General features: G+C 67.9%; 20 protein-coding genes. 16 read left to right on the forward strand and 4 right to left on the reverse strand.

The genetic code is table 11. The annotated features are described in order from the left end of the window. The first annotated feature begins 6 nt into the window (after positions 1–6). The 13 genes from IE277_RS33715 to IE277_RS33775 all read left to right on the forward strand — a co-directional run bounded on the left by IE277_RS33715 (position 7) and on the right by IE277_RS33775 (position 14,483). The gene (locus IE277_RS33715; protein ID WP_189957536.1) at positions 7–735 is read left to right on the forward strand and encodes an HAD family hydrolase; all 729 of its coding nucleotides are present in this window, start codon (positions 7–9) and stop codon (positions 733–735) included. Next, the gene (locus IE277_RS33720) at positions 735–1,892 is read left to right on the forward strand and encodes a nucleotidyl cyclase domain-containing protein (RefSeq protein WP_189957537.1); all 1,158 of its coding nucleotides are present in this window, start codon (positions 735–737) and stop codon (positions 1,890–1,892) included. The genes IE277_RS33715 and IE277_RS33720 overlap by 1 nt, the downstream gene beginning before the upstream one ends. 3 nt (positions 1,893–1,895) lie before the next feature. Beyond that, the gene (locus IE277_RS33725) at positions 1,896–4,034 is read left to right on the forward strand and encodes a phosphoketolase family protein (protein WP_189957538.1); all 2,139 of its coding nucleotides are present in this window, start codon (positions 1,896–1,898) and stop codon (positions 4,032–4,034) included. Continuing rightward, entirely contained in the window at positions 4,031–4,900 is an 870-nt protein-coding gene (locus tag IE277_RS33730) for a phytanoyl-CoA dioxygenase family protein (protein ID WP_189957539.1), read from the forward strand. Before IE277_RS33725 ends, IE277_RS33730 begins: the two co-directional genes overlap by 4 nt. Positions 4,901–4,938: 38 nt before the next feature. After that, a complete protein-coding gene (locus IE277_RS33735) occupies positions 4,939–5,301 on the forward strand; it encodes a class I SAM-dependent methyltransferase (protein ID WP_229882154.1) in 363 nt (120 codons plus the stop codon). A 66-nt stretch (positions 5,302–5,367) separates the two neighbouring features. Then, positions 5,368–6,621 carry a tyrosine-type recombinase/integrase gene (locus IE277_RS33740; protein WP_189957540.1) on the forward strand — a complete coding sequence of 418 codons (1,254 nt, stop codon included), beginning with the start codon at positions 5,368–5,370 and terminating at the stop codon, positions 6,619–6,621. Beyond that, positions 6,618–8,987, forward strand: a complete 2,370-nt coding sequence (locus IE277_RS33745) for a tyrosine-type recombinase/integrase (protein ID WP_189957541.1) — start codon at positions 6,618–6,620, stop codon at positions 8,985–8,987. The genes IE277_RS33740 and IE277_RS33745 overlap by 4 nt, the downstream gene beginning before the upstream one ends. 12 nt (positions 8,988–8,999) lie before the next feature. Then, on the forward strand, positions 9,000–9,800 hold the full coding sequence (locus IE277_RS33750) for a class I SAM-dependent methyltransferase (RefSeq protein ID WP_189957542.1): 801 nt from the start codon (positions 9,000–9,002) through the stop codon (positions 9,798–9,800). Between the two features lie 90 nt (positions 9,801–9,890). Next, positions 9,891–10,379, forward strand: a complete 489-nt coding sequence (locus IE277_RS33755) for a hypothetical protein (protein ID WP_189957543.1) — start codon at positions 9,891–9,893, stop codon at positions 10,377–10,379. A 310-nt stretch (positions 10,380–10,689) separates the two neighbouring features. Then, entirely contained in the window at positions 10,690–11,172 is a 483-nt protein-coding gene (locus IE277_RS33760; RefSeq protein ID WP_189957544.1) for a chromosome partitioning protein, read from the forward strand. A gap of 95 nt (positions 11,173–11,267) precedes the next feature. Then, on the forward strand, positions 11,268–13,151 hold the full coding sequence (locus IE277_RS33765) for an NACHT domain-containing protein (protein WP_189957545.1): 1,884 nt from the start codon (positions 11,268–11,270) through the stop codon (positions 13,149–13,151). 74 nt (positions 13,152–13,225) lie between these two features. Further along, entirely contained in the window at positions 13,226–13,741 is a 516-nt protein-coding gene (locus IE277_RS33770) for a hypothetical protein (RefSeq protein ID WP_189957605.1), read from the forward strand. Positions 13,742–13,931: 190 nt separating this feature from the next. After that, positions 13,932–14,483 (forward strand): aminoglycoside phosphotransferase family protein, encoded by a 552-nt coding sequence (locus tag IE277_RS33775; RefSeq protein ID WP_229882155.1) that lies wholly within the window; start codon positions 13,932–13,934, stop codon positions 14,481–14,483. A gap of 1,070 nt (positions 14,484–15,553) precedes the next feature. Here IE277_RS33775 and IE277_RS33780 read toward each other — a convergent pair. Genes IE277_RS33780 through IE277_RS33790 form a run of 3 tightly spaced genes read right to left on the reverse strand, consistent with a single transcriptional unit; the run spans position 15,554 to position 17,519 of the window. Beyond that, positions 15,554–16,408, reverse strand: a complete 855-nt coding sequence (locus IE277_RS33780; RefSeq protein ID WP_189957547.1) for a hypothetical protein — start codon at positions 16,406–16,408, stop codon at positions 15,554–15,556. Then, positions 16,405–17,298: a sigma-70 family RNA polymerase sigma factor gene (locus IE277_RS33785; RefSeq protein ID WP_189957548.1), complete on the reverse strand. Its 894-nt coding sequence runs from the start codon at positions 17,296–17,298 to the stop codon at positions 16,405–16,407. Before IE277_RS33785 ends, IE277_RS33780 begins: the two co-directional genes overlap by 4 nt. Next, on the reverse strand, positions 17,295–17,519 hold the full coding sequence (locus IE277_RS33790; protein ID WP_229882156.1) for a hypothetical protein: 225 nt from the start codon (positions 17,517–17,519) through the stop codon (positions 17,295–17,297). The genes IE277_RS33785 and IE277_RS33790 overlap by 4 nt, the downstream gene beginning before the upstream one ends. A gap of 1,037 nt (positions 17,520–18,556) precedes the next feature. Here IE277_RS33790 and IE277_RS33795 point away from each other — a divergent pair. After that, positions 18,557–18,799 (forward strand): DUF397 domain-containing protein, encoded by a 243-nt coding sequence (locus IE277_RS33795; RefSeq protein WP_189957549.1) that lies wholly within the window; start codon positions 18,557–18,559, stop codon positions 18,797–18,799. A 275-nt stretch (positions 18,800–19,074) separates the two neighbouring features. Then, positions 19,075–19,911 carry an SAM-dependent methyltransferase gene (locus tag IE277_RS33800; protein ID WP_229882157.1) on the forward strand — a complete coding sequence of 279 codons (837 nt, stop codon included), beginning with the start codon at positions 19,075–19,077 and terminating at the stop codon, positions 19,909–19,911. Between the two features lie 13 nt (positions 19,912–19,924). On the opposite strand, the gene IE277_RS33805 is transcribed toward IE277_RS33800, so the two are convergent. Beyond that, complete coding sequence (locus IE277_RS33805) at positions 19,925–20,857, reverse strand: helix-turn-helix domain-containing protein (protein ID WP_189957551.1); 933 nt, start codon at positions 20,855–20,857, stop codon at positions 19,925–19,927. 808 nt (positions 20,858–21,665) lie between these two features. Between IE277_RS33805 and IE277_RS47865 the strand changes: the two genes are divergently transcribed. Then, entirely contained in the window at positions 21,666–21,980 is a 315-nt protein-coding gene (locus IE277_RS47865; RefSeq protein ID WP_373310948.1) for a DUF6009 family protein, read from the forward strand. The last annotated feature ends 89 nt before the right edge of the window (positions 21,981–22,069 follow it).

Consider the following 22,069-nt stretch of genomic DNA (forward strand, 5'->3'; position numbering starts at 1 on the left):
GGGCTCGTGACCACCCAGCACCGGTTGCGCCGCACCCTCTGGGAGGGAGTACGTGGCATCTGCTTCGACCTGGGCGGCACCCTGGTACGTCCCGAGGCCGAGCCGACCACCGGGCAGGTCGCCCAGCTGCTGGGCATCTCGTTGGAAGAGGCCCGCGCGGTGATGGAACAGAGGGCGAAACGCCGCCGGATCACCCCCGAGGACCTCGCCCGCGACCTGGCAGCCGCCTTCCGCCGCCCTGCCCTGGTCGGCCCGCTCACCCACGTGCTGGAACGGGCCCGGCAACGGGCCGCCGAGCCGGAGCTGTTCCCGGACGCCCAGCCGGCACTGGCCGTGCTGCGTGAGCGGGGCTTCTCGCTGTTCGCCCTGACCAACAGCCTCGGATCCTCCATCCCGGCCGAGCCCCCGCAGGCATTCCGCAACCTGCTGGATCAGGTGATCTATTCGGCCGAGACCGGCGCGGTCAAGCCCGAACGCGAAGCCTTCGCCGCCGTCGAACACGCCGCCGGGCTCGGCCCGGACCGTCTCCTGCACGTCGGGGACTCGCCCCGGGCGGATGTCGCCGGAGCCGCCGCGGCGGGCTGGCACACCGCCTGGCTGGACCGCCGCATGGCCGGAGGCCCGCTGATGACCTCCGCCCGCACCGTTCGCCTCCACACACTCACCACCCTTCCCCTGCTGCTGCCCGCCGGGCCCGCACCAGCCCCGGCGACGACCTCGGAGGCTTCCCGCTGATGGACCCGAACGGCAAGCACTGCCCGAAGGTGCCCGCCCACGACCCGCTCGTCAGCTCGGTGCCGCTGTTCGACCCCGCGCAGCTGCCGCTGCGCGAGTGGTGCGCCGGCAGCCGCGAGGACGCGGTTACCGGCCTGGTCGCCTTCCCCGACTTCCACAGCCACATCCCCCGCGCGCTGGCGTCCGCCCTGACCAGCGGGGGACTGGTGGGACTGGCGATCGGCGACGTCGACGGGCTCAAGGGCCACGTCGAGCAGGCCAACGCCACCGACCCCGGCTGCTACGGGCACCTGGCCGGAAACAAGGTGATGGCCCGCCTCGGCGCCGTCACCCGCACCTGGTTCCACACCCAGCCCTGGGAGTCCGGATGCGCGGCCACCTTCGGCGGCGATGAGGTCATCATCGCCGCCGCCCTGGACGACGCGAACGCCTTCCACCGGGCCGTCACCCAACTACGGGACCAGCTCGCCGACGAGCTGCCGGTGCGCGTCTCCTTCGCGCTGGCCTTCGCCTCCGCCGAGCACCTACCGGCCGACCGCGGCGCCGGCGGCTGGAAGCACCACTTCACCGACCAGTTGCTCGCCGCGGTGGACCGCTGCCTGTTCACCCACAAGGCCACCCGCCGTGCCACCGGCGGCGAAGGCGGCAACATCGCCATCACCCAGCCCCCGCTGGCCGCCCACACCACCCGGGATGATCGCACCCTGCTGCCGCTGCCCAACGGGGCCGAGACGCTGCACGTACTCGCCCGCCCGGCCGGCACCGGGACACGCGGCATGCTGCTTCTGCCCTGCGCCGGACCGGCCGGGCTGCGCGGCAAACGGCTGCGGGTGACCTTCCCCGACGGCACGGCCCGCACCGCGGTCGCCGTCTCCGTGCATGGCCAGGCCGCCGTCCCCCACGAAACCGCCGCGACCGACGCAATCGAAGGGCCGGGCGTCCCGCTCACGCTTCAGCCAGTCCGCGAGAAGTCCACCCGTGGCATCCCCGACGACCTGGCAACCGCCCTGGAGAAGGAACGACTGGACTGGTCGGTACTGCCTGCCCACGAGCAGGCCCAGATGCTCCACCTGATCACCGAATCCGCCACCGCCGACATCCGCACCGCCCGCATCACCGCCGTCATCGACGCGGTCGCCACCCGCACCCGGAGCTGACCTATGGCCCTGACCACCAAACGCGTCGCAGACCCGGCCCCGCCTGGCTTCCCCGACTGGAGCTACGCGGCACGGCAGGCTGCCGAGGTCGTGCCTGACCAGGCCATCGACGCCTGCTGGCGGGCGTTGAACCACCTGTCCGCCGCCCAGCTATACCTCACAGACAACGCTCGCCTCGCTCGTCCGCTGAGGCCCGCGGACGTCAAGGAGACTCCCTGCGGGCACTGGGGCGTCTGCCCACCGGTCAACTACATGCTCGCCCACCTCGGGCCGCTGACTGCCTGGCGGCCCGCCGGGTCCGAACTGCTGGTGCTGCACGGCGCCGGGCACGCTGGACCCTCAGCGCTCGCCCACGCATACCTGGGCGGCAGCCTGCACCTGACCGGGAACGGGCCGGGCTGCTCGATGCCCGAACTGCGGGCCCTGATCACCGGCTTCCCGCACCCTGAGCGGTTCGGCGGGGAGATCACCTCGCTCATCCCCGGCGTCCGGCACACCGGCGGACAGCTCGGCCCCGCCCTCGCCATCGCCCAGGGCATGGCGCTGGATGCCCCGCACCGCCTGGTCGTCCCGCTGATCGGGGACGGCGAGCTGGAGACCGGGGCAACCGCGGCGGCCTGGCTCGCCCGCCGAGCCCTTCACGGCAGCGGAGAGCACGGGGCGGTGTTGCCGGTGGTGCTGGCCAACGGACTGAAGATGGGCGGCCCCTCCCTGCTGGCTGACATGAACCAGGACGAGGTACGCGCATATTTCACCGGCCTCGGCTACGAGCCGCTGATCCACGACGGCGCCGACCTGCCCGGCTTCCGCCAGATGCTGGCCGACGCCCTCACCCGGCAGCGGCCGCTCGGCGAGCCCGCCCGGCAGCCGATGATCGTGCTGACCATGCCCAAGGGCCACACCGGGCCCGAACGGGTGGCCGACCGGCAGATCGCGGGCACTCCGGCCGTCCACAAGACCCCGCTGAAAAGTCCCCGCCACAACAACGCGGAGTTCGCCGCGCTGGCGGCCTGGCTCGCCTCCTACCGGCCCGCCGAGCTGTTCACCACCCAAGGGCGGCCGACCGACCTGGTCCGCCAGGCCCTGCCCGGTCCCACCGCCGAACCGGGAACGCGGCCGTCGGCCCCGCACGCCTCCCAGCAGCTCCAGTCCTGGCCCGACGTGTCCGCCGTCGTCCGCGAACGCGCGGCCAGCGGGGCGTTTCGCCTGTTCAGCCCGGACGAGATCGCCTCCAACCGGCTGGCGGTGACGACGGACGATGCGCTGCCGCCCTGGGCGACCGAGATCCTGAATGAGGAGATCTGTCACGGCTGGCTGCAGGGCTATACCGAGACTGGCCGGGACGCGCTGCTGGCCACCTACGAAGCCTTTGCCCCGGTCAACACCAGCCTGTTGGTCCAGCATCTCAAGCACCGGCGGCTGCGCTATCTCACCGGGCAGGGCGGGCTGCCGTCGGTCAACTACCTGATCACCTCGCTGGGCTGGCGCAACACCTACACCCATCAGAACCCCGGCCTGGTCTCCTCGATGCTGGAGACCGAGGATGGCTTCGTACACGTCTACACCCCCGCGGACGCCACCCGTGCCGCCGCGGTCCTCGCGGTGATGCTCGCCGGGAACGACCGCGTCAACTTCCTGATCACCGACAAGCACCCCGGCCCCGCCTTCCCGCCGGACCCGTTCCGGGACGAGCTCACCGACGGCGCCGCCATCTGGTCCCACCTGAGCCACCACGGCCGCCCGCACCTCGTCCTCGCCTCGGCAGGGGACATCCCGGCCCGCGAGCTGACCACCGCCGCCACGCTGCTACGCCGGTCGCATCCCGAGATCAAGATCCGCTATCTGCACGTCAACGACCTCGCGGTCCTCGGTCCGGCCCCGCACTGGCCCTACGCTCTTGATGAGAGGACCTTCACCCGCATGTTCGGCACCGACACCCTCGTCCTGATGGCCGTCCCTACCCATCCCGCTCCCGTCCGCGCGCTGCTGGCCGCCCGCGGCGAGACCAGCCGGTTCCACGTCGTCGGCTATCGGGAGCCCAGCCGCCCCACCACCCCCGAGGGCCTGCTGGAGCACTGCGGCCTCTCGGCCGCCGCCCTCTCCGCCCGAGCCGCCCTCATGATCAAGGAACACAGCGGATGACGACCCTCGATACGGCACCCCCGCCCGACCCGAAGGTCCTGGACGCCTTCGAACGTGACGGTTTCGTCGTGCTGCGCGACGTAATCACGCGCGAGTGGCGTGAGCAGGCCGCCGCGGCGGCGATGCGGCTGCTGGCCAGCGACCGCACCCCCGGAAGGGACCGCAGCGTCGACGGCAAGGACGGCTTCCGCGGCATCGTTGCCATGGACGACACCTTTCTGCCGCTGGTCACCAACCCGAAGGTGCTGCCCACCCTGGTCGCGCTGCTGAGCGCGAACCTGCACCTGATGTCCAGCAACCTGATCTACATGCCGTCCATCCCGCCCGGCGGCACGCGCACCATCCGCGTCCCCGAACGGCACGGCTGGCACCGCGACATGAGCTCCACCAACCGCGACCTCGGCACCGAGGTCGTCCCACGACTGTCGATCAAGGCCGCCTACTTCCTCAGCGACGTCACCCCCGAGGCCGGCGTGACCATGATCCTTCCCGGCAGCCATACCGACACCAGCCCCGTCACCGTCCCGGCCGGAGCCATCGACCCGCCCGGCGCGATCACCCCCGACATCGGCTCTTGTGATGCGCTGCTGTTCGAGAACCGCACCTGGCACGCGGGCGGCCTGAACACCTCCGGCCACCCCCGCCTCGCCGTGATGATGCAATACGGCTACCGCTGGCTCGCCCTCGTCGACGACCCCGCCCCCCACCTTCTGGAGCGCGAGGACATGGCCGACATCGAGCGGCAGCTGCTCGGCCGACCGGACCGCCACCCCGACGGCTCCGTCGCACACGAAGGCGCCGGAGCCGCGCCCTTGCGCACCTGGTGGCAGCACCTCAACCCGGACCCGGCTCGATCTTCGGGATGACACCGCCCTCGGCCAACTGGACGCGAAAGACTGAAGAGATGACCTCCTACACGCCTGACGAGCTGTTCACCTCCACCGCCCCCTACTACGCTCGTTTCCGGCCCGGGTACGACCAAGCCTTCTACGACATGCTGGACGCGCGCTTCGCCCTGGACGGCTCTCAGCGCGTCCTAGACCTGGGCACCGGCACCGGCGTGCTCGCGCTCCCCCTCGCCAGGCTCGTCGGCCACGTCACCGCTGTCGACCCCGAGCCCGGCATGCTCGACGAGGGCCGCAAGCTCGCCGCCGAACAGGACATCACCAACATCGACTGGCGCCAAGGCGACTCCACCGCCCTGCTCAGCATGGGCCTCGAACCGGTGCTGCTGACTGTGATGGGCGCGGCCTTCCACCCTGTTTAGTGAACTAAGCGTCGAATAATGCCAGGTCAGATGGGTTGCGGCGTGTCTGCGTGTGGAAGGGGGTGGATGTTGCTCAACTTCTGGCTCGTGAACGAATCTATGGTTGTCCGCGATATTGGCCGCCTGCGCCTGCCACAGGTCGGCCGGGTTACTTCGCACGACGGTGACGTGCCGTTCCTGGTGCTCGACCCGCACGATCAACCGGTAGTCGCGGTTCTCGACTACCTGCGCACGTGCCGGGCGTGCGGCTTCGAGCCTTTGAGTATCGAGGCGTATGCCCGCGGGCTGCTGCGCTGGTTCCGCTTCCTGTGGGCTGTCGAGGTGTCCTGGGACCAGGCGACCAGCGTGGAGGCACGGGACTTCACGCTGTGGCTACAGCAGAACAAGTTCCACCGTCGCAAGCCCCGGCCCGGCCGCGTCGGCACGGTGAACGCCAAGACGGGGAAGCGCCGTCCAGGCAAGGGCACCGCACCGACCACGATCAACCAGACGCTGTCCGTGGTGAGCGAGTTCTACCGGTACCACCTGAGCGCAGGTGCCGGCCCGCTGCTCAATCCGGTGCCGGCCCGGCGGCCGGGCCCGGGCGGGGAGCGGTACGCGGCGCATCACAATCCGCTGCAGGCGTTCCCGAGCAGCCGCCGGGCCCCGCTGCGGCAGAAGGTGCCCAAGCGGGCGCCGCGATCGCTGCCGGACGCGGCCTTCGACGAACTGTTCGCGTCCATGAAGTACGACCGCGACCGCGCGCTGCTGGCCTTCTACGTCAGCAGCGCATCGCGGCCGAGTGAACTGCTGGGTGTGACCAACAAGTTGGTGGATCCGGGGAACCAGACGATCGGGGTGATCCGCAAGGGAACGAAGGCGCTGCAGCATGTGCCGGCCTCACCGGACGCGTTCGTGTGGCTGCGGCTGTATCAGCGGGATCTACCGGCACGGTGCCTGCGCGCGTCCGCACCAATGTTCTGGACGCTGCGCAGACCGCTCCGACCCCTGGAATACGACGCGGCCCGGGCCGTGCTGCTGCGGGCCCAGAAGGCGCTGGGCTCGGACTGGTCGCTACATGATCTGCGGCACACGGCGCTCATGCGTATGTCGCAGGACTTGAACCTGGTGGAGGTCCGGGACATCGCCGGCCACAGCTCCCTGCGGTCGACGGAAGCGTATTTGCAGCCGCGGCAGGAGGAGGTGCTGGCCCACGCGCGCGAGCACTTCGAGCGGCTGCGGGATCCGCAGCGCCGACGGGATGCCCAGCCGCACCTGCCGTCTCCGGTGCTCGGCTACGACGCCGATGACATGTTCGAGCTGTTCGGGGGAGCGTCATGAGGGTTGTCGCTCCGCCTCCGGCGGCGCAGGAGCTCTCCGACGTGGCGGACGCCGCACTGCTCGTGGCCGGGTCCGTCGACCCTCCGGCCGCCGAGTGGGAGCCCTGGCCAGGGACGCTGCTGAGGGAAGGCGACATCGTCGACGGAATCTCCACGATTCCGCTGCTCACGGACAAGCGTCAGCAGGACGCCGTGCGCGGAGTTCGCATCGTTCTGGCCGCTCTGCGCCGCACCGAGGGCGCCTGCTGGCAGCAACGGTGGAAGGACGGCGGCTGGGACGAGGCCGCTGACCTGACGGCCATGATCAGCGATACGGTCCGGGGCAGTGCCTTCAAGAGCGGCGAGGTCATGCACGGGCTGGGCATTCTGCTCTGTCTGGATGCGATCCGCCCCTCCTATGAGTGGCTCGGTCGCTTCCGTTTCTCCGCCGGGTTCGAGCGGCTCCGCCTCGTCCGCGACCCCGACTTCTTTGCCGCCGTCCACGCAGCCTGCCGGGCACGGGATGTCACTCAGACGCAGGAGCAGCACGCCATGCGGATGCTGACCTTCCCGCTCGCGCGCACAGGGAAGAAACCATGCGAGCTGACCGGCCAGGACATGCTCGACCTGTGGCAGGGACTCTTGTTTCGCAGGGGACAGCGCCCGCCTGGGCTCACCCTGGCCTGGGACCTGCTGCGGGAACTCGACATCCTTGCACCGGACACCCCGGCCCTGCACGACGTCGTGCGCCGTCAGCGGCCCAACGTGTCCGAGATGGTCGACTTCTACGGCCTGGCTTGCCAGGACGTCCGTGATCTGATCGTTCGGTATGCCAGCGAGCGGGCGCCCGCCATCGACTACAACACCACCCGCCAGCTGATCTGGAAGCTCGCCTCCCGCTTCTGGAAGGACCTGGAGAAACATCACCCCGGCATCTGTAGCCTCCACCTTCCGCACGAGATCGCCGACGCGTGGAAGAAACGGGCCGGCCACGACAATCCCGAGCGCCCCTACGAGGGGTACTCGGTGCTCTTCGCGGTCCGCTCGTTCTACCTGGATATCTCCCAGTGGGCTCTGCACGATGCGTACTGGGCACGCTGGGCGGCACCCTGCCCGATCTCACTCCAGGACACAAAGGGGGTGGCCAAGCACCGCAAGCATGTCACTGCCCGGATGCACCAGAAGGTCCGCCAACTGGCGCCATTACTACCGCAGTTGATGTCCAGCGTTGAGGATAGGCTGCGCTTCCAGGAGCAGTTCATCGACCGGACCCGCGCCGTCGCGCCGGGCAAGGAGTTCAGCCATGGCGGACGCACCTACCGGCGACGCCACTACGCGGTCATCGACGAAGAGGACAAGGCGGGGCTGCGCCGCCTGCACGCCACCGACCCGGACAGCGGCAAGCACATCGACCTGCTCCACGCGGAGGAGCGGGCCTTTTGGACCTGGGCGGTGGTCAACACCTTCTTCTACACCGGTGTCCGGGTCGAAGAACTACTGGAGATCACCCAGACCGCACTGACCACTCTCCGCCTCCCGGACTCCGGCGAGACGGTGCCCCTGCTGCAGATCGTGCCGTCCAAGACCGACGCCGAGCGCGTCCTGCTCGTCCCGCCTGAACTCGCCCACGTGCTGGCCAAGGTCAAGCAGCGGGTCCGTGACGGGCAGGAAGCCATCCCACTGCTCCAGCGATGGGACGCCCACGACCGGGTACTCAGCCCGCCACTGCCGTTCCTGTTCCAGCGACGCAGCGGCGTCCAGCGCCGCGTGCTCACCGACGGCTACGTCCAGAACCTGGTCAACGACGCGCTGACCGCCCTGGGGCACGGTGAGCTGAAACTGACGCCGCACGACTTCCGGCGACTGTTCGCGAGCGAAGCCGTCAGCAGCGGCCTGCCCCCGCACATCGTCGCCAAGATCCTCGGTCACGAACATCTGTCCACCACCGAGCACTACATGGCGGTCTATCCCGAGGACATGTTCCGCCACTACCGCTCCTTCCTCGCCAGGCGCCGCCAGCTCCGCCCGAGCGAGGAATACCGCGACCCCACCCCAGAGGAATGGGAGGAGTTCCACCAGCACTTCGCTAAACGCAAGGTCGAACTCGGCACCTGTGGCCGCGGCTACGGCACTCCTTGCGCCCACGAGCACGCCTGCTTGCGATGCCCGCTCCTGCAACCGGACCCGGCCCAGAAACACCGGCTCAACGAGATCATCTCGAATCTCCACGAGCGCCTGGCCGAGGCCCACGAACGCGGCTGGCTCGGCGAGGTCGAAGGGCTGGAGATCAGCATCGCCGCGGCCGAACGCAAGCTCGCCGACATGACCCGCCAGATCAATCTCGGAATGCCCGCCATCCCGCCCCGACGACAACCCGACTCGTCCTGAAGGAACCCCATCGTGCACTACCAGCCCGACGAACTGTTCACCTCCACCGCCCCCTACTACGCCAAATACCGGGCCGGCTACCCACCCGAGCTCTTCACCCACCTCACCGACCGGCTCGGGCTCGACGGAACCCAGAACGCTCTCGACCTCGGCACGGGCACCGGGGCCATCGCCATCCCCCTGGCCGAGCACGTGCGCCAGGTCATGGCCGTCGACCCCGACTCCGGCATGCTGGACGAGGGCCGCAAACTCGCCGTCGAACGCGGCATCACGAACATCGACTGGCGCCTCGGCGACTCTCAGCACCTCGATGAACTCCACCTCGGCCAGCTCCACCTCGTCACTTTCGGCCAAGCCTTCCATTGGACCGAACGCGACGTGCTCCTGTCCGCCCTGGACAAGCTCGTCACACCCGACGGGGCTGTTGTCGTGCTCGGTGGGCCGGCTCCCGGCGCCATCGAGCCGCCCGCCTGGCTGGAGGTAGTCGCCCAGGTCCGCACCCGCTACCTCGGCCCCGAACGCCGGGCCGGCTCCGGCACCTACACCCACCCCAAGGAGAGCCACCAGGACGTGCTCGCCCGCTCCCCGTTCTCCCACATCGAAGTCGTCCACTGGGACCGGACCATCACCCGCGACCTCGACTCCGTCGTGGGCCTGCAGTTCTCTTACAGCTACTCCAGCACCGCCCAACTTGGCGACAAGAAGGATGCCTTCGAAGACGACCTGCGCTGCGCCCTGACAGAGTTCAGCCCCCAGGGCATCTTCGACGAATTCGTACGCACCGAGGCAATCATCGCCACTCGACCCCAGTGACCAGCGGCTTCCCAGGATGCGAATGAGGAGAAGGCCATTGCTACTTTCCGGCCGCCGCCAGCCAGACGGCCGCATCCCAAGGAGAGAGCAGTGACCATCCACATAGAGCGATCGGCGTTCGGCCCCGTCAGGGCCGTCGCCGCCGAACACGTCGTCGCCCACTGGCTCGACCTGCAGGGAGGCAACCCGACCCTGCACGGAGGCCGGCGCAAGGGCCACGACATCGTCGACGGCGACCACCTCATCGACGCCAAGCTTCTCGTGTCCGCTTCCGCCAGCGAGCAGACCCGCTATCCAGGCTGCACGCACAAGCTCCGCCGGGACCGGTGGAAAGCGTTCGACCCCACGCGCACCACGCACATCATGCTCGTGGAGTTCCCCTCGGACTGGAGCGCCGAGAGCCGTACATCTTTCACCGAGACCACGATCACCATCCGACATGAGGACGTGCGCCTCTACCTCATCGAAGTAGCGGAGTTCAACGAGATCCTCGCCGAAGGACGTGAGGAGGCCGAGGTGGAGAACTGGGCCTTCATCATTCTTGACGCCGACTGGCTCAAGCAGCATCGCGTCCATTGACGGATAGGCGGGGGAGGACCCCACTGTCCTCCCCCGCCACCCGACCGGAGGCAAGATTGTTAGTTCAGAGAAACTGGACCGAACGCGACGCCCTGCTGTCTGCGCTGGACAAGCTCATCATGGAGATCGGGTTCCTTGGCCTCTCACACGGCTGGAGCCGGCCACACCCAGGACGTGATCGGCATCGCCCGCCTCGTCGTCCTGTGGCGCAACATGCGTGATGAGTACCGGCTGCGCAGTTCTCCCCCAAGGCGGTTGAATGGCGTTGAGACCGAACAGTATTGGTGACGAAGGATCATGGAGGGTTCCTGTGACGGGGATCGAAGTCGCTGCCGGGTACTTCATCATGTGGGCCGTCCGCAAGGCCCGGCGGGTGGCCGACGCCGCGGATACAGAAGTTGACCGAGCACTGGACGCTGGCATGGAGCGCGTGCACGACTTGATCAGCTCCAAGATCGGCGCCGAACCTGCGGTGCAGCAACTCACAGCAGCGACGCAGGCCGGGAACGGTGTCCCGGATGACGAGACCCGGCAGGGCATCGAAGCCGCTATCAAGGAAGCCGCCGGGGAAGACGCCGAGTTCGCCGCCCGATTGGAGCAGGCGGTCCGGGAGCTCCAAAAGGCCGAGAAGACCACAGGCAGGGGGCCGACGGCGACGCACGGCGTCGCCGTCGGCGGGGACCTCACGATTCACCCCGATGCCTTCAAATCCGACAACGGATCGGTGTCCGCTTTCCTGATCGGGGAGGTCAACCTGGGAAACCCTACGAATCCGGGGTCGGGTCAGCACTGACCGATCCCGGTGTTACCGCCCAGCTACACGATCCGGCTCAGTATCCGGCTGTTCATGCCGAGGGCGGCTCTGTCGCGGCGAACATCATCCACAACTTGTTCCAGTTCATCCTGCCGCCCGATCTGGTCAGCACGTCGGCCGCCGGCCTCGCCCGCGCGGTGCACAAGAGGGAGTCGTGCCAGCGGAGGCTGCTCCTGGGGCGCGAGGTCCAGCGCATCAACCTCAGCTATCGGCTGGTTGAGCGGATCGGCGCGGAGGAAGCGGCCGCTTACGGACGACTGTTCGGCAAGCACGCCGGCTTGACCGGTATCGCCGACTACTACCGCACTACCGACTCCGGACGGCTTGTGATCACCGGCGGGCCGGGAGCGGGGAAGACCCTCATGGCGCTGGAGCTGCTGATCGAGCTGATCAACAGACGCAGGGAGGACGAGCCGGTCCCGGTGCGCTTCTCGCTGGCCGCCTGGGACACGTCCGTGAAGCTGGATGAGTACCTGGTGGCGGAGCTCGTCCGGTCCTACGGAAGGTCCCGGAGCGAGGCCGAGAAACTGGTCGCCCGGCAAATGGTGCTGCCGGTTATGGACGGTCTGGACGAGCTTGATCCGGTCCACCCGGACGGCACGCCGGCCAGCCAGGCTCCGCGGGCCCAGGCGGTACTCGCCGCCTTGAACGACTACCTGGCCAGGGACGGGCTCAAGCTCGGGCCAGTGATTCTCACATGCCGCACCGAGCACTATCAGGCGATGTACATCCCCGAGTCCAAGGGCAACGGACAACTCCTGGACTCCGTTCAGATCGACATCGAACCTGTGCCGGCGGTCGACGCCCATGCCTATCTGGTGAGCTACGCCCGAGGCGACGCCCGCTGGACACCCCTCCTGGACGCCTTGCAACGTCATCCGGAGGGGCTTTTGGCCCGCACCCTGTCGACCCCGTGGCGCCTGTGCCTGACAGTGACCGCATATGCCATAAAGGGCGACCCCGCCGAGTTACTCAGATATTCCAGCGCGCAACATCTGGATGGCCACCTTCTGCGCCGTTACATCCCTGAAGCAACCGCACTGCGGCCAAGCCGCCGTTATGGCTCCCACCGGGTTCACCGCTACCTGCACCATCTTGCAGAACACCTGAAGGATCACTCGCCTTCGGGCCCAACTCTCCCCTTCCTTGACCGGCCAGGCGAATACGGCCGCCCGCAGTCGGCCGGCTCCGACATCATCTTGCACGAGCTCTGGCCGCTGGCCGGACGGGATCGTGTGCGCAGGCTCGACCGACGCCTGAGCCAAGCCGTCTTCCTGGTCTGCATACCTCTCTTGTTCGCCTCGGGATCTGTTTCCATGAGCCTGCTGCTCTGCTCCCAAGCGTGGGCGGCCTGGGCGACGGCAGGCACATTCATGGTCGACAAGCCACGACGGATTCGATGGAAGGAAATCCGCTCACAACGGACTCACCCACTCCGCCCACTCTTGCTGGGATTCGCACTCACACAGCTGTTCGCGCTGGCCGTCGGTCTCGTCCTGAGCTTGCATAACGTCGAGCTAGGCATCGGAACGGCACTCGTGCTCGGGCCAGCGAGTCTCGCATATCCTCTCTTCGACGTCCGGTTTGCTGTCGGTGGGGCGAAAGCCATGCGGCCACGCACGGTCATCTCCGGTGATCTGATGTTCACGCTGGCGCGGATAATCACCATTGGCTTGCCCATGGGAACGCTGGGCTGGTTCGTCCAGGGACCCTCGCTGGGCCTGGCGTCCGGACTGGTGTGGGCGCTGGCCATGAGCGTCGGAGCCAGCCGGCGGTACCTGGCCTTCGTGCTGTGTTCCCGTCGTGACCGGACGCTGCCGCTGCGGTTGGGACGCTTCCTTGACTGGGCCTGCGACGCGGGACTGATGCGGTTGTCCGGCTCCGCCTACCAATTTCGTCACCGGGAACTCCAGTTCTGGCTCGCCCAGCACCCGGATCCGCTGCCCACCGGAAAGTGAGCCCTTTCAAATCTCAGTCAATGTAGCTGACAGGGCGAACGTTGACCGACGCGGCATTAGTTCAGAGAAACTGGATGGATCGCGATCAGACCCTGCGCGACCTCGACCAGCTCGTCGAGCCGAACGGGGCCGTCGTCCTCGCCTCCGGCGGCGCCCCCGGCGACCTTGAGCCCGCCCCCTGGCTCCAGGCCATCGTCAATGTCCGCACCCGCTACCTCGGGCCCGAGCGCCGAGCCGGGTCGGGCACCTATTCCCACCCCAAGGAACGCCACCAGGACGTGTTGGCCCGCTCCCCGTTCTCCAACGTCGAAACCGCCCGCTGGGACCGAACCGTCACTCGCACTCTCGACGAAGTCATCGGCCTGCAGTTCTCCTACAGCTACTCCAGCCCCGCCATCACGCCCAACTCGGCGACCACAAGGGCGCCTTCGAACGCGACCTGCGCCAGGCCCTCAGCGAGTTCAACCCCGACGGCGTCTTCGACGAAGTCGTACGCACCGAAGCCATCATCGCCATCCGACCCTGACGACCCGCGCGTTGCTGTTTGGCCGACGCCCCCGTTATGCGGCCAGGCAGCAGCGCGGCCTTGAGACACTCCCAGGCTGAGACAACTTGACAGACCACATAACGGTCGTGGACATCCAGCCGCACCAAGCAGGCACAGGTTCCCCAGACGATGCGTCAAGGAGATGTTCGGCCTCGGTGAGTACGCGGAGAGTTGCGCCCCCGCTCGCCCTGAGTGACCAGGGAGCGTGCGAGACGGAGTTGGAGGAGCGGCGCGTGCACGAGCGCGCCGGCCATCTGCTGCGGCGCTGGCACGATCACTCCGACCCGGCCTCGGCCCAGGACCTTGAGGACATCCGTACCTCCATGGCAGACCAAACGGAGGAAGCGGCCAGCTGCCTGGAGAGCACCGCCGGACACCTCGACGATGAGCAGCGTGCCCTGGTGAAAGGCGTCGCCCAGGAGCTGCCGCAGCTGACCGAGGCACTTCCCGCCGTATACCGCCATGGGGACTACTCCACCCGCAACTGGATGTGGCACCGGGAGCACGGCCACGGGGTGATCGACTTCGCGATGTCCGCCCACGGTATCGCCGTCGAGGAATTCGTGTGGCTGTGCGGCGCGGTCTGGGTCGTGCGACCAGACCTCAAGGCGGCCTACTTCTCCGGTTACGGGCGCGCGCTGTCGGACATCGAGGAGCGGGTTCTGCGTCTGCTGACCACGCGGCTCGGCGTCTCCTACCTGCACTCCGGCCTTACCAAGCAGCGGACGGACCTGATCGAGCGCGGCCACCTCATCCTCACGCGGATGACGCACGAGTACCGGTAGCCGCCCCGCACGCCGCAAGCGTGTTTGCAGCCGGGCCTCGGCCGTAGCGGCGGGTGCCCTACCACCGCATGCTCCTCGTCTCGGCACCATCCTCGGACGCCTCCCACTAGTGGGTCCTCCGGCCGCACACGTACCTGTCCGAGTCCCCCCGTCTCTACGACAGGAGCAGCATGCCCCTGCAGCCCTGCAGCCCTGCAGCCCTGCACACTTCACGATCTCACCAGCGGCTTACCCCGCCCGGCGCCCCCCGACGACCCCGTCGTAGCCGCCGTGGCTCCGTGCGGTGGACGGCTGCGACCGCCCGCCGCAGCCCTCGCAGCCACGCCTTACCTCCACGGAACACTGAGGGGAGAGTGCCGGTGAAGGTGGCGATCGAATGCGGGGCGTAGATGCTCATGGTGTCGGCCGAGCCACCTCCGCGTGTGCGGAGCGAACCCCACTGGTTCGCGCCCCGCGCCCTGGACGACCGAGCCACCTCCGCGGACGCCATGCGCTACGGCTGGAGCATCCAGGACAACGAGCTACCTCCGCGTGTGCGGAGCGGACCTCATGTGCGCGGAGCAGAAGAGCCGGCACGCCGAGCCACCTCCGCGTGTGCGGAGCGGACGGCCCGCGTCACCTCGGGGCGTCCATCGCGGACGAGCCACCTCCGCGCACGCGGAGGTTGACCGCGGCACACCGACCCCCGGACGGGCGAGGCAGCGTCCGCTCCGCGCACGCGGAGGTTGACCGCCCGAGGCATCCTCAGACTCGCTGCCTTTCATGTCCTTCTAATGCCGAGTGTGCTCGATCGGGTGACCCTAGAGGCTGCCTGTGTGCTCCGGCGTGCGGCCACGGCCGTCTTCGCATTCGGGCCCGGGTCTCGACGGCAGTGCCCCGTGACGGCCATCGTCACCGGCGGTGTGGCGCGGGATCGCCGGCGGGCACTGCTATCTGGGACGGGTGTCTGGGCAGCCGCGCAGACTGGTCCGCCGTGTGGGGCGCGGTACGCCCAGCGGTGGCTCGGACTGCGCGTGCCAGCTGGACCGCAGTGCAGCGTGCCGACTCGGGTGTCGGGGCTGGTTTCTGTGTCAATGCCTTGCAGCCTCTCCTATCTGCGGGTGAACTGCTTCGGGTGCCTTGGCGGTGGGTGGCCCGGAGGGGTGCTGGCTGGTGCCGAGCTCTGTCTCTTCGCGGGTGTTGGCGGGGAAGGTGCCGTAGGGGCAGGGTCGGTTGGCGGCGGAGGCCAGCAGGGAACGGATCTGGCGGGCGAACTGCGCTCCGGGCAGTGGCAGTTCTGCCTCCGGCTGGCGTAGGTACCCGGAGGCGACCGCGGCGGGGACGTAGGCCATGAGGTCGGTGACGGCCGTCGTGCGAGGGCGGGCGGCGCATTTGGCGACGTGGATCAGGACCCTCAGGATCGATGTGGCAGAGGTACCGGCATCCCGCCCGAACCAGGAGCGGTCAGGCCACGGAATCGTTGGGTGTCCGCTCACAGGTACCTCAGGGGGAGGCTGGACGGCGTCGGTCTGGCGGCGCCACCAGTCGGCCGTGACCTTCTCCCCGCGGGCCAAGTGGTCGAGGTAGAGGCAGTATGCGGCAACAGGCTGTCCAGCGCCGGCGGCGTACTGCCACCAGTAGCGTGCCCCGTCGTCCGTGCTCGTCAGCTGTAGAACACATGCGAGGGCCAGGGCGCTGCGCGGTTCGGGCACTTGATCGGTGACGAACTCGCCGAAATCGGCTGTGGGAGTGTAGGTGATGAGGATCTCGCACAGCGTACGCAGGTCCTGGGCGGCCTCTGCGGACGCGCTGTCTTTGGCTGTACTGGGGCCGGCGAGACTGATGTCGCAGCGTGGTTCCGTCGTGGAGGGCGGAATGATGTCGCGGGGCACCGTGCGGTTGCGCACGAGCAGGGCCCGGGAGAGCACCTCTTCGATGTAGGTCATGCAAGGTTCCATTCCGTCTCGGGCGGGGGGCAGATGACGCTGTCAAGAAAGTGGATGGCGTGACGCTCGTCCGACCCCACGGTGGCCACCGGAACGCCCAAGAGGGCTGACGCGGCGTCTGGAGTGAACCCGCACAGGCAACGCAGCACCATGACGTCGAGCTGCTGGTCCGGCAGCCTGCTCATCGCCTTGAACAGCTCCAGACTCTCGGTCATCTGGTTCATGAGCTGATCCGGGTTGATAAGCGACTGCAGAACGACGGTGTCGAAGGCCGCGGAGCCGAACTCGGGCCGGCCGTCAAGGTGGGGTGTCCGGGACATGACGGTGGCACGCAGGACTTCCCATGCGAAGCGCCGGATGTCGGGGCTGGCCAACGCGTCGTTCCAGCGCAACCAGAGGATGTCGAACGTGTCGGATACGACGCTGTCGCGCTGGTCGTCGTCGAGAAAGACCTGGACATACAGGCCGTAGTCGTCTTCGACCAGTTCGCGGAAGGCGCGATGGTCCAGAGGCGGGACCGTGTGTGAGGTGGTGAGAGCGGCCGTGGTCCTTTCACTGGAGCGGTCGATCCACTCACGGGTCTTGTGAGCTTCGAACGCTGCCTGACGCCAGAGCCGGTACAGCGGCCACTGCGGCATGTCCAGCTCGCTGGACAGACTGAGGATGATCTCCCATCGGGGATACAAGCCGGTCCCGCGCAGCAGTTCGGAGATCTTCGACTTGGAAAGGCGGACCCGGATGCTGAGCTCACTGAAGGTCAGCCCGCTCTTGAGGTAGGCGTCGCGCATCGGTGCCAGCCAGGCACGGTGGGCGCTGCCGACGTTCTGCGCGATCGGCCCGAGCTTGCGCCCGGGCCGGGCCGGTCCTGGTGGCTCGAACGGTGTCGTCACGAAGCGCCGCCCTCCTGGTCCCCGATCGCCTCGATGCGAGCCGCTGGGGGCGGCTCGGTCCGAGGCAGGGCGGCGCGCACGATCTGCTGGACGGTCAGGCCGAGCACCGGAGCGATCGCGGCGATGGCGGCGACGGTGACGTGCCCCATCACCACCAGCACTGCGCTCCAGGCGAACACTGTCACCGTCGCGATGGCGATCAGTATCTGTTTCCGAATCATCCAAAAATCCGTTCGATGTGCGGCCCAGAGGCCTATCCGGTAAACCACTGCGGGGTCCCGGGCTGACGGGTGCCGAAGCCGTCGGCCTGGGAGGTCAACCAGCATGGTGGGCAATGGAGTTGTCACGCCATGTGATCATGAAATCACGGAACAATGCGGTCGCGGGGTCCCGTTTTGGGGGGATTAGGGCGGCCGCCGGGACACGCGCGAGGTCCAGGAAGTACGCGAGGGGTTAGAAGTTCCCGGTTTCCCTTGCAATTGCACTGCGGACCCGCCTCAATGGACGCAGGACACCTTCGGTGTCGGCCTTCTATCCGGAAGGGCTCACTCCCGTGCCGAAGAATTTGGGGAGCGAGCATCGTCCTCTCGCCTGGCCTGGAACAGGCCAGGCGAGAGCAGAACCGGCCGCCCAGCAGCGGTCCAGGCTGTCGGGCCTGGGTCGGCCCACCGCACGCTCAGTTCTGCGCCGAAGCGAGCTGCCCTTCGTGCTGGGCCGGGGACCCGTAGGAAGCGAGCGGAGCAGGTGCGCGCGTGTCCCAGCGTCGGCGAGCTGCCTCACCGCGCAGGAGAAGGCCGGCTTCCGGCCCGGTCGGCCTATGGCGGCGCGGCCACGGACGGGCGACCGGCGGCTTGTTCCGGGCAGGGCTGCCCGTTCTGAAGGGGACTGGCAGCAGCGCTCCGCGAACCCCGGCGCGGGTATTACCGGGTCTGCTGATCCGTGGCGATGGCGCGCGCTGTGTTGCAGCGAGAAGGCGTTGTTCTGCGCTCCGTGTCCTGGTCTGCGGTGATCACCGCACGGCGGCGGCGACGCCCTGCCGGCGTCACATCGTTGCACGGGCGAAAGACTGTGCGAACATGGCCGGAGGATGGCCCTCCGGCAGGGGGCAGGGTCCTGAAACGTCTCACGGATCACCCTGTTTAAGACAAAATCACTTGAAGCGCGCATGGGTAGCGTCAAGGGTGCCGATTCTCTTGGTGGCCCGTGGATGCAATTGCATCCACGGAAGGGGGAGTTGAGGCAGGGCGGAGGTCCATGGATGGAGACTCTGGCATATGCGCAGGTCGTGTCCGCTGTATCCGGGCACGGGGCGTTGCTGGACTGGCGAAAGAGTTCGCACAGCAATCCCGACGGTGCGTGCGTCGAGGTCGCGCGACCGACTGAAGACCGGGTTCTCTTCCGGGATTCGAAAATGCGGCAAGGCAGTGTTATAGGCGTCTGCCGTCCTGCGGCGGTTGCCTTCACGACCGCCCTGGCGCGGGGTGAGTTCCAAACGGCGTGAACTGCCGTGTCATGCGCCGAGTGTGTGCCTATGCAACGTCGCACGACGCATGACTTCTACGTGGTCCCGACCCAGTGCGCGCGCGGTCAGCGTGCTCACAGCACTCTGACCAGCGTGCCTGGGCTCAGATGAACGCGCTGCCTGTAATTCCGTACTGGACAGAAGGACTGACCTGCCAGTAGGGATGAGGCCGGTGCGACGACGTGAGCTGCCCTACAGAAGGGCGTGTGCTTGCCTTGGTCAGGGGTGTGCGGATGGCGACGAGGGGAAGAGCTGTGGGGGAACAGCCTGCGTCCAGGCAGGGCAGCGGCCGGGAAGCGGACTTAGGACAGGACAGGCCGCACAGCGCCCGGATCTACGACTACTACCTCGGCGGGAAGACGAACTACGCCGTGGACCGCGAGGCGGCGCAAGCGACCATCCGCGTCTTCCCAGCCGTCGAGGTGGGCGCCCGCGCGAACCGCGCCTACATGCACCGGGCCGCCCACTACCTGGCTCGCCAAGGGGTGTGCCAATTCATCGACGTGGGGACCGGGATACCGGCGGCGCCCAATCTCCACCAGGTAGTCCAGGAAGTGGCGCCGCAGGCGACGGTCGTCTACGCGGACAACGACCCGATCGTGAAGGTCTATGCCGACGAACTGCTGGGCGGGACGCCCGAGGGCTCCACTTGTTACGTCGAAGCCGACGCGACGGAGCCCGGCAGGGTGCTGCAGGCCGTTGAGGAGACCGGGACCGTCGATCTACGCCGGCCGGTGGCCCTGCTCCTGCACGCTGTGCTGCCCTTCATCACCGACGACGATCCCCACCGCATCGTCAGCCGGCTCCTGGAGCCGCTAGTACCGGGCTCGTACCTGAGCCTGACGCACTGGACCGGCGACTTCGAGCCGAAGGCCTGGGCAGGAGTCATCGACGCCTACCGGCAGCGAGGAACCCAGGCCCGGGTACGCACCCGCGCCGAAGTACTGCGCTTCTTCAACGGACTGCAACTTGTCGACCCGGGACTGGTCGTCGCCCATCGCTGGCGACCCGAACCCGGCAGCGACACATCCACGGTGACGGACGGCCAGGTATCGCTCTACGCCGGTGTCGGCCGCAAACCAAAGACGTAACGCAGGCGCCACCTCAGCGGTAGTAGCTCGAGCTCACCAGGTCCTTCAGCCGCTGGACCGACCGCTGAGGGGACAACGACGCCCCGCGCAGACGGTCGAACGCCTTCTTACGCTTGTCGACCTGTTCCTCGTCCTGGAAGATCAACCCGCCGTCGAAGATCTCCGAGTACGCGATGTCAGGGAGGATCCGCGCGGAGAACTCCCAGATCGTGGTGGAACCGATGTGCACCGGAAGGTCGTAGCGGTCCTGTTGCGCTATGCGGATCAGATAGCGTGGGCTGCTCGCCAGGTCGATCAGGTGCTCCAGTTGCTGCTGCATGACCTGCGGTGTCCCGTACCGGCGCTTGAGCGAACCTTCGTCGATGACGCAGATGAGCTTCTTGTCTTCGCCGGCTGACCGGAAACGCTGCTGGCGCTCCATCCTCAGATCGACCAGGGCCTGGCGATGCTGCACCTCTGCGCTGCCGCCGGCGATCACCGCACGTGCGTAACTCTCCGTCTGCACCAGGCCAGGAAGCTGCAGGGGCTCGTATATCCGGATCCGCTGCGCCATGTCCTCGAAGCTCACCACCGCCTGCAGATGCTTCGAGGCCACTCCCGACCAGGACTGCCACCACGGCTGCTGATTAGCCTCCTGCGCCAGCTCCCGCAGCTGGGCCTGCTCCAGCGGGTCCGTGACCTGGTAGATGGCGAAGAACCGGGCCAGGTCCTGCTCCTTGAACTGGTGCTGCCCGGTCTCGATACGGCTCACCTTTGACTTCGATGCCCCCAGCAGCCGCGCGACCTCCTCCTGCTTCAGACCGATCGTCGTGCGACGCGCACACAAGGCATTGCCCAGCACCATCCGCTGCGCGGACGGAACGATCTCGTCCCTGATGTAGCGAACGCGACGGCCCGACTTCAGCGGATCACCGGAAGCCGCAGCGCCAGCCGACCCCTGGACCACTGTCTCTCCTTGCACACGGTGAGCATGACGGCGCTCATCGTGCACGACCGCTACGGCAGACAAGATGGAATCGGAAGAATATTCCACTTCGGATCATGAAATCGGCTGAAAACCGATCAACATAGGGGAAGAAACCGTCTCATGGGCGGCGGGCAACAGGCCTTTCTGGCGCGCCCCATCACGGCATGGGCGAGGTCGACGACGATCGAGCCGACGAACATACAGACAGAATCGAGCACACACCAGATGGCCACGGAGGTCGTGATGAACGCCGTCGGGCTGTCTGCGATCGTGCGAGATGGATGATCCACGCGAGGATGAGGACGCTCACTCCAATCCAGGGCCTGCGACGCTGGGACGACCGGGCCAGCCAACCGGGTCTTCGATAGTGCCCGGGCCGCAGGCGCCCTGGCGATCGCCTGTGGGGCGCTGCCGGGACGGGCCCTGCCGAGGACTCCGTGGTCGTTTCAGAGCGGGACCCGGCGGCCTGATTCGACGACGACTCCGGCGCAGAGACGGTGGGCCGATGAATCGCCCGCAACGTCCAGGTGCCGCGTAGCGCGATCCAGATCTGGTTCAGGCATCACGGGATCGTCCGCGCGAGCGCGACCAGGGCGACGGTAAGTGCCGGCGGATGTCCTCCGACCTGCGGTGGAACCGGCGGATCCAGCCAAGGATGGTGTCCTCGGCCAGCCCCAGACGGGCGGTGACCTGACGGTGCCCCGTCCCGAGGCCGCCATCTCCAGCCCAGCTCCGATTAGCTCGGCCGTTGCATCCGCTGCGGCCCCGTCATCTCCGGCAGCAGCACGTGCGTGACCTGGCTGCCCGTACAACGCGAGCGACGAGGACGTGCGAACAGCGGGATCCGAGATCACAACGGATCCCGCGCGGCCGGCACCCCCTCCAGCCGGGCGCCGCCAGCGACTCCGACTCCGGGCTGTTCCCCCGGCGCGCGTTCTTCCTCCTGGCCCACGACCGCGACCAGCAGCCTCACGGGCCCTACTCCGTAGGCGCCCCCGGCGAAGCCGTCGACCCCCGCACCATCCAACCGGGCAAAGTCGGCGCCAAGACACCACGCTCCCAGAGGTCCCAGGCAGTGCAGATAGCACCAGCCGGCCGTTAGGGCACATCAGGATGACCGTGTGAGACGGGACTGAAGGGACCGACGCATCGAGACGGCCGCGAGGGGCCCACGAAACGTCCCCACCGGGG

Origin of the sequence: Streptomyces alanosinicus (assembly GCF_014650595.1) — a bacterium.
GTDB lineage: Bacteria > Actinomycetota > Actinomycetes > Streptomycetales > Streptomycetaceae > Streptomyces > Streptomyces alanosinicus.